Here is a 12,063-nt window from a genome sequence, read left to right on the forward strand (position 1 = left end):
TCTACATGATCAACGATCAAGAATTTCTTCACGGTGCAGCATTCTTAAAACTGATTAATGCTGGAGAGCGAATTACGATCGCCCATCTTGCCGAAATTCATCCATCAATTTACTTGATTTCCAGCGATCGTAATCAGTCGGCTGTTCTGTTCAAAGTCTCGAAAAAACCAAAATCTGCATGGTCTTTTACCTTAAGTACCCAGGAAGAATCCGCTCTGGGTACTATGCATTCCCAGTATCCTGATTATTCGTTATTCCTGGCTCTAGTCTGTCACAGAGACGGGATTTGCTGCATTGCAGAGGAGCGGCTTCGGACTGTCTTGGACAAAAATGCTAACATAAGTAATCAGTACATTTCCGTGTCCAGAACCCCTCGCGGCAGCTATCATGTAAGCGGCCCAGGGAGACAGAAAATGGAACAAACTGTACCCCAGAGTGATTGGCCTCGCGTAATTTTGTCACCAAAAAATGCTAGATATGAGTAATACACTAATTAAACCTGATATAAAAAGTGATGGATATTGCATCAGAAAGCTGATGCAAAACCTTGAAGGTAAAATTGGAGTTGAAGCGGCTAATCAATTAAAGACCACCGCTGTGGAAATTGTTCAGAATTGTGTGGATGTTTACTCCCAAAAATTTGGTGATGGGGATGTGGGGTCTACCGGAACTGGTCGGGTCAGCCGTCCGTACAAAGGTCGAATTCCTAATGGCACTACGGGTTTAATTTACGGCAGAGTTCAAAGCGGCAAGACGAACACGACGATCGCCACATTAGCGATCGCCCAAGAAAATAATTTTCGCTGTTTTATTGTTTTAACTTCTGACAATACTTGGCTGGGTAAGCAAACCGCCAATCGATTTAATAATCAGCTAAGAGGTGGGCCGGTTGTATTTGATTGGGAACAATGGAAAAAAGATCCCAGGGATTTTGCGGAAAGTAAATTGCTTCCTTATATTGAAGATACGGGAGTTGTTCTAGTTTCGACAAAAAACAACAAGCATCTAGATCATTTGTTACAAGTTCTCAAGTATGCTAAAGCAAAAAATGTCCCCACTTTGATTTTTGATGATGAAGCGGATAATGCGAGTTTGAATACAAACGAATCTAAACAATCAAAAAATGGCAAAAATAGTATTCCCAATAGTGCAATTTTTGATAAAATTTGTGATATCAGGCAAGAAGTTGCTAATCATATTTATTTACAAATTACCGCGACTCCGCAAAGCCTACTGCTACAAAATCTAGACCATGAATGTAAACCGGCTTTTTGTGCCGCACTTTCTGAACCGGGCGAAAGCTACATGGGGGGAGATTTATTTTTTACAGAAAAAAGTCCTTACTGCTGCACAGTGAGTGATGCAGAAATCAAGGAATTAAAAAAACAAGGAGGAAAAATAAATCCAGGGAATAACTGGCATATCCCCAAAGGCTTGCGACTAGCCCTCTGCTGTTTTTTCTTAGGTTCTGTTTACAAAATGCGACAACAACCGAATGAACATTACTCATTCTTGGCTCATTTATGCTATAAAAAAGTGAACCATAAAACCCTAGAAAAAGTTATCGGTGATTTTGTCATTGACTTAGATAAAAGTATTAGAGAAAAAACACCACCTTATCAACAAAATGAGGCAAAAAAATGGCTACAAGAAGCTTATGAAGAATTAAGTAAAACCGCAGTTTTACCTGATTTTGACGATCTAATAGAGGACTTAAAGCAGGAATTACGCAGTGCCATTCCCAAAGTGATCAATGCGGATAATCGAGATAAAGAACCGAATTATAACCCTGGGATGAATATTTTAATTGGGGGAAATCGACTGGGACGGGGTGTGACAATTGAAGGATTAATGGTGACATATTATGGGCGTGATGCCAAACAAAAATTGATGGATACGGTACATCAACACGCCCGAATGTATGGTTATCGCCAACATTTAAAAGATGTGACTCGGCTGTTCTTACCCAAGCACATTTTAGAAGATTTTCGGGCAATCCATGAAGCGGATGAGGGAATGCGGGAAGCGATCGGCGATGATCCGAAGAATATTAAAATTAAGCCGGTGTGGGTTGGGCCTGAACTCCAGCCAACTCGTTCCAATGTCTTAAATCCAGCAAATATTAATACATTCACACCTGGATCGCATATTTTCCCCCAAGCACCGTTATGGAAAGCAGGAGATGTTCGGGAAAACACTAATCAGTTAAATAAACTTTTAGCTGAGTATAGGGATGACGATAAATACTACGAAGTAAATATTAATTTCTTAATTCAAATTCTCTCATATATGCGAAGTCAGAAGGTTGGCTTAGGAAAATGGGAGGATGAGCGAGTCAAAGAACTTCTCCAGCAAATGAAGGCTAAAGGTATTGAAAAAGGACGGATCAATGTTCGTCGTGGCAAAAATGCTGAAGGACTGGACTTACAACGCCAAGAATCTGGCAATTGGTCTGGATATGGTTTTGCCACCAGTAAATGGCTGACTAAACCAAAACGAGATTATCCAGATGTTCCTACTCTAGTTGTTATGTACGAAAAAGGCGAAAAGGAAAAAAAGTGGGATGATCAACCACTCTATCTACCGATGTTGATTATTCCCAAAGGTAAGTTTGTGTTTATGTTCAATGATTCTAATAATGCTGATGAAATAGAAGATGAGTTACACTGGGAAATTCCTGATGAAATCGATGAGCAAGCATGGCTCCAGGCAGCGGCAAGTAATCCAGTCTTTGATTTCCTCAAAGATCCTGAAGAAGATATTTATACATTAGCGGATGGGAAGCCATTTAATGACTAAAGGTAAAGTATTGTGCCTTTCCCATTTGATGATCTATCAAGTACAAAGGTGCGTCCTGCTGTTTGTCTGACGAATCCTATCGGGCAATATCAGCATATTATTTTAGCGTTTATTACCAGTAAAATTCCTGGTAAGTTACTCGACAGTGACTATGTTTTAGATCAAAGTCATTCAGACTTTACAGCGAGTGGGCTGCACAAGTCATCTACGATCAGGTTGGATCATTTGATGACTGTGAGACAGTCAATAATTCAGCGTGAACTAGGAGAATTGTCATCCCAGACACAAGCTGAAATCGCTCAAAAATTGAGTCAGCTACTCAATAATTAATAATTTTCTGTGGGTCAACCCTTGGTCAGGGAATGGTTAGTTAGTCGGTGGGGCTAAAAAAGCCCAACCGACTATTTTATGGACGAGCGGGATTTTGGGCAATACCACTTTTCCCTCTAAAGGATTGATACGCCGCTTGAGAAATTTGCCGAATTAACTCCGAAGCCCCTGGGTCATCATGGGGACGCTTGACGATCACCGATGCCAGATAGCGCTTGCCGTTGGGCAGATCCACGATGCCCGTATCCGCCAGCACTGAGCCAATATTGCCGGTTTTGTGGGCAATGGTGGCATCATCGCCTAAGCCTTGAGGTAATAAGCTATTGTTCTCGGTGGCTTGCATGATGTCCAGGACGCGATCGCGACTCCGCAAAGACAGCAGCCCCCCTTTTTCCACCATTGCCATCAGAGAAACTAAATCCTTGGGGCTGGTGGTATTCGTGCCTTGAATATCCGGTAAAAAATTTTGAATCTGGGTGGAAGCCAAGCCCCAAGACTGGAAACGCTGATTCAGGACATTTTGCCCCCCCAAGCGAGCAATCAGCATATTCGTTGCCGTATTGTCGCTGATGGTAATCATTTTTCTGGCGGTTTCCAGTACGGTGTACTGAGTGCCCACGGGCTGATCCTGCATATCCCCAGAACCTTCTGCCACATATTCCGCTTGCATGGTCAAAGGTTCATCAAGGCGGATCTTGCCCGCATCAACTTCTTGAAATAAGGCAATCAGAATCGGCACCTTAATAGTGCTGGCTGCCGAAAAAGTATTGTTGCCGTTCATATCCAAATAAGCCCCGGTATCGAGATCCACAAAAAAGACCCCAGGGGTTAATTGAGAATAAGAAGCGCTTAAAGTTTGGATTTCATTTTTTAACTGGACAATTTCTTGACCTAAATGTAGTGCGTTTAAGGAATTCACTCTTAAATTCCCAGAGTTCCCGGAATTGGGGGAGCCCGTAGCCACCGCATCCCCACTAGCGGATAATCCAGCCACATTTTGGGCCTCTGGGTTACGAATTGATAACAAAGTCCCGGCGATCGCCGCTAAACCCACACCCACAATCAACAACCGAACCCCAGACAACAACGGAGAGAAACGGGCGCTCGCCAAGCGTGCCGGAGGCATCTCTCGCCTGGGTTTAGTCTTTCTTTGTTTTCTCTGCTGAGAGGTTGGTTGCCGAGATTTTTGGGGCGATCGCTCCCGAACAGGTTGACTGTTCTGAGCCTTTGATCCAGTCCCGGCGCTATCACCGGAGGGATTTTGACGACTAGACATTCTTGGGGAGGGTCTCACGGAGGAAGCGCGATCACTGAAACCTTCTCTAGAATTGGCTCTAGAATTGGCTCTAGAATTGGCTCTAGAATTGACTCTAGAATTGGCTCTAGAATTACCTCTAGAACTGGGAATCGTCACAGAACCTTGAGGGGGTCTGGATGAAGCACTTTGATTAGGGGCGATCGCCGAATCCAGTCGGGGGTCTCGCAACAAATTGGGGCGAACTCGATCGGCTACTGGCGAAGCAATCACCGGCGGAAGACTCACGGGCGATGATTTCTGAACTTTCACTGATAGCCTGCCTGGAGTGACACGCGATCGCTTGCTGGACCCAAGATCGGGAAACTGGATAGTTTTTCCTGCCGACTGACGGGAGGATGCTTGAGCAGAGAATTTCTCATATGGCTGTCCCACCTCTTGACTAGAGGAAACAACCGACAAAAAAGACCGAATCGGATACCTTTGAGCCACACCTCACTCCTGTTTATTTCATTAATTAATATCTGAATCCATCAATATCCATAAATAATTTAGGCGATTATGGGATTTCTATCCGGTAGGACTTACCCTGTAGGGGCAACCTCCGCCACAGAAAACTCCCCTACAGATTTCTGGGACATTGCTGAATTGACCCAGCCATTTCAATGCAGTAGTCATATCCGAATTATCGATAGATAGATATATCAATAGATAGATGCGATCGCTTCTCGACACACCCAGGCGAAATCCCTGGAGACTTGATTTTAGTCATCCGTGCTACTGACTTTTAAGTGGGAAATTGCCCATTCCACCTGAGAAAGAATTCCCCGCAGCATCGCTAATTCCTGATTAGATAGTCCTGCACGATTATAAATTCTTCGGAATTTTTCCATCCGGGTGGCAGCGGTATGGGGATAAAGATACCCAATTTTGAGCAAGAGGCTTTCTAGATGCTGATAATATCCCTCGATCGCTTCCATTGAGGCAGAGGGGTTAGACTCCACAGGCGTTAAACCCCGCATGGCTGCCGGTGGCATATTTTCCGTCACTGACTGGGACAGTTCATAAGCACAAATCGCCACGGACTGAGCCAGATTTAAGGAGGGATAAGCGTCTGAAGTCGGAATGCGGACAAATCTCTGGGCATAATTCAATTCCTGATTACTTAAACCGCGATCTTCCGGGCCAAAAATTAAAGCCGAGGGAGTGGATGAATCACAAAGCCAGGGTAAGGCAACTCTAGGAGATTCTAATACCGTATCCAGCGCTCGCGGACGGGCTGTAGTGGCGATCGCACGCACACACCCTGTCAATGCTTCTGGTAAGCTGCCCACCACCTGAGCATTTTCTAAAATATCTTGAGCATGAACCGCCATCCGGCGGGCTTCTTCCCCCAAAGGATCGCAATGAGGATTTACCAAAACTAACTGAGAAAGTCCCAGATTTTTCAAAGTTCGGGCGATCGTGCCCACATTCAGCGCCCCTGCCGGTTCCACTAAAATAATTCTTACCGCAGCTAATAATTGTTCATTCATCCATTCATCACCCTAAAACTAGCGATTCCCTAGGGGGCGCTTCGCGATCGCCAGGGCGTTTCCCGAAGCGCCCCTACTTTTCCCCATTCACTTTTTGAATACCGATTCAGTAATTTTAAGATTTTTTGGCCAAAAATCATCAGAATTGACCTATTTTATTTACCACTTTAATAGAGCATAAACCTGAAAGTTATAGCCATAATTATAGCTATTATTAGCTATTAGTAGGTTGGGTTTCGGTCTTCAACCCAACCAACGCATTCGCGGGGACAGGATCTAAAATTTTCAGGGGTTCATTTCCCTAAATTTAAATTACTATGATCAATCTCAATTGATCTAAATTTAGGGGCTAATTAGCGGCTAATAAAGTGAGTCCAAAACTGACCATCAGGCATACAAGTATTCCTAATCAGATTATAACTGTAGTGGAGAAATGCCCCACTCAGGTCTGTACGATAGCCCGTGGAAAACCACTCCCCGTAGGGGTCATGGACAATAAATCCATTTTGATCGTAGCCAACTAAAACAATAATATGACCAAAAGAAGTAAAGTATCCATGCACCACTACCGGGTTGCCCTTGGCTATATGCTCCTTCGCTCGGTCAATGGTGCCCCAAACGGTGAAATCGTCTCGGCGGCCATAATCACGCACCACTTTCGCCAGGTCTTGAGGAGAATGACGACTTAATCCGCTATCGAGCATATAACGATACAGTTCGTCCTCTAGCTGCCTGTACCGCAAATCATAGCGTCTCACCCCCAGATACTCCAAACACATGGCGATCGAAGTAACATTACAAGAACCCGTTGGGTTATACCAGTTGTCCAACTGAGATTTAAAGGGCACATTCAGTCTGACTTGTCTCGGCGGGCCACTGTTAATAATCTGTTGCGTCCCATCAACGATTTTGACGTGCTCGTCGTAGGCATACCAAACCCTTTGACTACTCACCGGCTGAGAGAATGTCACCTTATAGTGACGCCGGTGCCCCGCTTCATAATCTACCAGAGCAAATGACTGACCCGGTTCAGCGTCCAGGATCTCACTAGGGCTTAATTCCCTGGACTGAAGAGGCCGCAGTTTGAGCTTGGTCTTGATAATTATGCTTAAAACCGGATTATTCGTCGGCAGGTTTTGTGGCTGTACCGTTAACAGTTGTCTGGCGGTTTGCGGACCAAGACTATCTGGTTCGGTGGTAATTCCCACCAGGGTTTGAAATCGCCGAAACGCTGCGGTAGTCTTGGGGCCGAAAATGCCATCGACCGGGGGATCAAGTAACCTCAGTGCGATTAAACGTTGTTGCACTTGACTGCTCAGAGCAAAATTCTGAGCTACTTGGGATAAAGGTAATCGAGTGGTAATTTGTTCTAGTCTCATTTGGCTGCAATTCTTTATGGGTTTATGAAATAGATGACTTACGCACCATATTTATATTCTGACATTGGGGCAACCACCGCCAACGGATTGCCCCTACTTATTTTATCTGTGAGATTAGTCTATGAGGATGCTTGATGGTTGACAGTGGAAAGCATTTATAGACTACCAAATCTAGAATACTCCCAAGGAGTCTGCGGCAATATTACCAAAAAGGCTGATTATGGATATGAATGCTGACCCGCTACCCGCTGAGAAAATCTACATCATTTATGTCCTCTCGGAAGCGCGAGAACCCATTTCCCAGCGGTTGCTGGCTAAGTTCACCGGGATAGCAGAATATAAGCTGCCGCCAGTGTTGAAGGAATGGCGGCAGTTTTTGCGGTTACAAAAGATTCAGGAAGAACCTCGCTACAGCGTCTATCATGCCTCGTTTAGCGACTTTCTCAACGAGCAAGCCAAAGATTCAGGAGTTGACCTAGAAGAGATTAACCGCCGTATGGGTGACAATTTAGCCGATGGAGCGCCCCTATGACCACAGAATTAGGAGATTGGATTCAGCAACAGTTACCAGAAGACCGCCTGCACCTCCTCCGACATCAACCCAGTTATTTTGCCAAGGGGGGACAGGTACAGCGGTTGGTAGCTTGGTTGACGGATTTTGGCTTTTTGGAGCAAAAGTTAGAGGCGGTGGGGATCAACCCGTTAATTGATGATTATGATTTGGCATTACCCTTGGTATCGGAAACGGAACAACAGACGTTAAGCCTAATTCAAGGGGCGTTGCGGCTATCGGCACATATTTTAGACCAGGATAAGACCCAACTAGCGGGGCAAATGCTGGGGCGGTTATTGTCGTTTTCTCAGCCTGAAATTGTCGCGTTACTGAAACAGGTCAAACAAGCCCAAAAAAAACCCTGGTTGCGTCCCCTCTCCCCCACCCTCACTCCTCCCGGTGGAGCACTGATTCGCACCCTCACCGGGCATAATGACTCGGTATATGCAGTCGCCATTACCCCCGATGGCAAAATCGCTGTTTCTGGTTCTTATGATAAGATACAGCCACTTTTGCCAAGTGCCCCAAACAACCTCGGAAAATCAACGGTTTTAGCCCTGTAACTCATGGTTTACAGGGCTTTAATTTTTATTAGGTGGCGGTATAGGTGGCGGTATAGGTGGCGGTATAGGTGGCGGTGATTATGCCAGTGCAAAATCACCGGCAAAGTCATCACCCAGGGCAAAATTTGGGTCAACCTGAGAGATTAACTCTGGTAGCTCTGTAAAGACCCAATTGGTAATTTTTGCGCCCATTGCCTTGACTTTTTGCCACATATCCTTAAAGGTGTCGTTAGCCACGGCGTCCCAAATTTCAGCCCATAGCTTTTCACCGGAAATTTCCCCGGCCTCGGTGCCGGAAATTTCCCCGGCAAAGTCACCGGCCTCGGTGCCGGAAAAATTTCCAGCAAAGTCACCGGCCTCGGTGCCGGAAATTTCCCCGGCAAAGTCACCGGCGGCCCCGGAAATTTCCTGAGCCTTCATATCGCGCTCTAACCAGAAAGCAAAAATCTGATCCATATCTATGCCGTCAAACTTAGGCACGGCACAATAGTGGCGGATAGCATTCCCCCCCGTACCTACCCGGCCTACATATTTTTTCTGGTAGCCAATAAGATCCAAAATGGCATTGATGCGATCGCCCGTCTTTTCTGGTAGCCTACGGCGAAACGTCTCTGCATACTCATCTGGTATTAACTTGGCAACCACATCAGTGAGGAACGGGTCATCTTTACTGAAACTTTCACCCGTCAGCAACCGGGATAAACCCTTATCAAAAAGTACAGACAAGTATGCTTGTCTCAGGGTGACTGCATACTTGCTGATTTCATGGTCAAGACACTGGGTTTTAGAGGTAAAAGTCTGGACTTGCTTAGTGTCGTGAGACGCGGCAAAGGCTTTACCAAGGGTCGAATAATATAGCAATTGCAACGGTCTGAAGCAACCGTCATCATCTGCCATGATTAAAGCCTTAGAACAGTAACCATAAGTTCTAATTAAGTTACCCTTGCGTTCTTTATACCGTTGGGCTTTAGTTTTTGCCACGGCATTATTAAGGGTTTTTAACTCATCATCAGAGGGATTTTCGGTGGCGTCAATCTCGTTGACTTCAGCTTCATAAGCCACATCTCTAATCTCTCTGATTTCAGCGTCTAAAGTTTTTACAGGGTCAACGTAATAGCACCGATGGCCGTCAGAAGTCAGCAACCATTCTAAATTTTTCCGGTAAGCACTTAACCCTAAATTGGTACGGGCTACAGACTCACAGTAAGGATCAATTACAGCATTATCTAAAGCAAAAAAATCTTTCTGGTTAGGTATAAAAGATTCCATTCTCTTTTTGTTGGTGCGTAATTGATACTTAATTTGTTCTGATGATAAGGCCCCGTTGAATTTCTTAAATATGGCATTACCTACTTCTGGTATCCAGACATGACGGTCAACGGGACGGCGATAACGTCCCAAACATTGCGCTACTGACTGGACAGAATGGACACCATAACCAATATAAAAAACGGAATCAAAATAGTCAGGTTCTATACTCACCCCTGTTTCTAAAACCCCGGTAGTGGCAACAAATTGCTTGCCACCTAACTTATGCAGATTGCTACCTATGCCGTAAGCTTCATGGGTAGGGTCTTTAACAGTATCAGAGTCAATCACTAAAGACTCACCCTGAAAATAAGGTGCCATTCTAGTGGCAACATTTTGGGCAGAATAGACCGAACTCGCTTGCTTACCACCGCAGAATAAAAGCACTCGCTTGCCTTGCTCTAATTGGGTTTGACATTCTGCTAAAATTCTGTCTGGGTTGTTTTCTCGGTACATAAAAACATTCCAACCCTCAGACTTATCAAACTTATAATTATTTTGAATCACCGCCACATCTGATTTACCTACATCAGCCATTTTTCTAAAGAAATCAACAGAAAAATCAGATAAGTCAGCATCCGCTAAAACAATTTGTCCAGCATCCCGGCAAAGTATTTGTTCATTACTAATAATCTCAGCCCGATGCTTCTTAATTCTTTTAAGATTAGAGTGCAAAAGATGATTAACTTTTTGTTCAGACTCATCTACAATCAAAAGACAACCCTCAAAGGGGTTTTCAACTGTCAAATCAATTTTAGCTTTTGACTTAGGATGTAAAGAGTCAATACACAAACCTAGGCCATAATATGAAGCCTCTAGCCATTCCTGTTCAGACTTAACTTCATTAAGAAATTGAATTCCGAATTCTTTGCATGAGTTAGACATTAACTGGACTCTATGACCCAACACGATAACTTTTTGACCCGCTTCTAGGGCATTATGAACCATCTGTCTAAGTGCAAAAGTTTTACCCGTGTTTTTAGGGGATTTCATGGCTACAATCTTGGCAGAAAGCTTAGGAATTTGACCTAAATATCTACGATTAAAGTCTAAGACGGGATAGCTTAAACCCAGAGATTTTCTGAACTTAGACACTTTCAATGGTAAGGCAGAATTTAAAACCGTCTCAAGTGTCTCAATGCCATTCTGAACAATGATGTCATCAACACCTTTACCTAATTCAGGATGCCACTCAGCAATCTTGACAACTGCTTTTCTGTTAACTTGCCAAGTGATTTTGTTGGCTAGTGTACACGCGGCACTATAAACCTGTAAGGCAGTTGATACTCTGCTGTCAGAGTCAAAAGCGATCGTAATTTCAAGCTGTTTAAACCGGCTAAAAAATGATTGTAGCCACGGGTTTAAAGGTGTTTTAAATGCAGCGGTACTTTTATCGCTGGTGTCTGAAAAGTTCCATATTCCCGGTAGCCCAATAGCAACGTAACCGGCACATAGCAGAGACGCGACTTTTTTGACACCTTCAGTGATGACAAGGGGTAAGCTGTGAACTATTACCCATTCCCAAAATTCTTTACCATAATAGGTTTCAGGCAAAAAGGGATATTTGGACTGTTGATCGAGGTCTTGACGCACAAATTCTGGCATAGCTACCCCGTGCCGTTTGGAGTGCCGTTTCCATACCCGTGCCGTGACTTTCAAGAAAAATGGTTGCACCGGCATCTCTGGCGGGTGCTCATACTTGATGGTTTTCAGCTTAATGCCGTCTTGATAAGTCCGTGGCGTTAGAGGTTTGAGACATCCCCAATCATCTTCTGCAAAATCTGCCAACGGGTTAAGGGTGTTTATCCACCATCCCCCGTTAGAGAGATGGCTGTATCTTTTGAGGTATTTTTCAGCAACTCTGCCAGTGTTGGTGCGAGTCAGCTTGTCAGAGATGAGAATCTTATCAAGTGCCGTTGTCCAGTCAACACCTTGCACGCGGTTAAACAACGCGATCGCCGCTGACTTATCCCAGTCATCCCGTGCCCATTGCTCTAAGTCAAATGGTTGATGTGTAGATTGCGGGTTGACAAACTGAGATTTTTGTTGTAGAGTTGATGAAATGGAATTATTCATAATAAAATAACCTGGTTACAAATTAACAGTCCACTCGGTGCGCTAACACCGGGTTTTTTTGTCTCTAAACTTGGTGTGTGAAGCCTAGAGACGGGATAAAACCACACCTTTAAAAATATTTATCCCTCATAGAATAGCACAAAATTACAGAAATGTACGCATCATTTTGACTAATCAAACTGACTAATCAAAATGACAGGCATACCTTACAAAATGTAAACCACGGTTTACATTTAACCCTACAAATGTCTCTGACGGTAACATT

The 12,063-nt window shown here is 44.2% G+C and carries 9 protein-coding genes; 5 read left to right on the forward strand and 4 right to left on the reverse strand.

Features of this window, described 5'->3' with window-relative positions:
- The first annotated feature begins 5 nt into the window (after window positions 1-5).
- From AM228_RS06710 to AM228_RS06720, 3 genes are read left to right on the forward strand one after another with little or no spacing between them, the layout of a single operon-like run.
- The gene (locus tag AM228_RS06710) at window positions 6-485 is read left to right on the forward strand and encodes a hypothetical protein (RefSeq protein WP_054465314.1); all 480 of its coding nucleotides are present in this window, start codon (window positions 6-8) and stop codon (window positions 483-485) included.
- Window positions 486-537: 52 nt separating this feature from the next.
- Window positions 538-2,799 carry a Z1 domain-containing protein gene (locus AM228_RS06715; protein ID WP_072160693.1) on the forward strand — a complete coding sequence of 754 codons (2,262 nt, stop codon included), beginning with the start codon at window positions 538-540 and terminating at the stop codon, window positions 2,797-2,799.
- Between the two features lie 48 nt (window positions 2,800-2,847).
- Window positions 2,848-3,129 (forward strand): type II toxin-antitoxin system PemK/MazF family toxin, encoded by a 282-nt coding sequence (locus AM228_RS06720; RefSeq protein ID WP_231636669.1) that lies wholly within the window; start codon window positions 2,848-2,850, stop codon window positions 3,127-3,129.
- 76 nt (window positions 3,130-3,205) lie between these two features.
- On the opposite strand, the gene AM228_RS06725 is transcribed toward AM228_RS06720, so the two are convergent.
- The 3 genes from AM228_RS06725 to AM228_RS06735 all read right to left on the reverse strand — a co-directional run bounded on the left by AM228_RS06725 (window position 3,206) and on the right by AM228_RS06735 (window position 7,298).
- The gene (locus tag AM228_RS06725; RefSeq protein ID WP_197285235.1) at window positions 3,206-4,876 is read right to left on the reverse strand and encodes a serine hydrolase; all 1,671 of its coding nucleotides are present in this window, start codon (window positions 4,874-4,876) and stop codon (window positions 3,206-3,208) included.
- 272 nt (window positions 4,877-5,148) lie between these two features.
- Window positions 5,149-5,919 carry an RNA methyltransferase gene (locus tag AM228_RS06730; protein WP_054465319.1) on the reverse strand — a complete coding sequence of 257 codons (771 nt, stop codon included), beginning with the start codon at window positions 5,917-5,919 and terminating at the stop codon, window positions 5,149-5,151.
- A 353-nt stretch (window positions 5,920-6,272) separates the two neighbouring features.
- A complete protein-coding gene (locus tag AM228_RS06735) occupies window positions 6,273-7,298 on the reverse strand; it encodes a C39 family peptidase (protein WP_054465321.1) in 1,026 nt (341 codons plus the stop codon).
- A 220-nt stretch (window positions 7,299-7,518) separates the two neighbouring features.
- Here AM228_RS06735 and AM228_RS06740 point away from each other — a divergent pair, with 220 nt between their 5' ends.
- The gene (locus AM228_RS06740) at window positions 7,519-7,830 is read left to right on the forward strand and encodes a hypothetical protein (protein WP_054465323.1); all 312 of its coding nucleotides are present in this window, start codon (window positions 7,519-7,521) and stop codon (window positions 7,828-7,830) included.
- On the forward strand, window positions 7,827-8,414 hold the full coding sequence (locus tag AM228_RS06745) for a hypothetical protein (protein WP_054465324.1): 588 nt from the start codon (window positions 7,827-7,829) through the stop codon (window positions 8,412-8,414). Before AM228_RS06740 ends, AM228_RS06745 begins: the two co-directional genes overlap by 4 nt.
- Before the next feature lie 78 nt (window positions 8,415-8,492).
- Here the strand turns inward: AM228_RS06745 and AM228_RS06750 are convergent, their stop codons facing one another.
- Window positions 8,493-11,798, reverse strand: coding sequence for a plasmid replication protein, CyRepA1 family (locus AM228_RS06750; protein ID WP_054465326.1), 3,306 nt, complete (start codon window positions 11,796-11,798; stop codon window positions 8,493-8,495).
- Window positions 11,799-12,063 lie beyond the last annotated feature (265 nt).

This window comes from Planktothricoides sp. SR001 (genome assembly GCF_001276715.1).
Classification (GTDB): Bacteria; Cyanobacteriota; Cyanobacteriia; order Cyanobacteriales; family Laspinemataceae; genus Planktothricoides; species Planktothricoides raciborskii.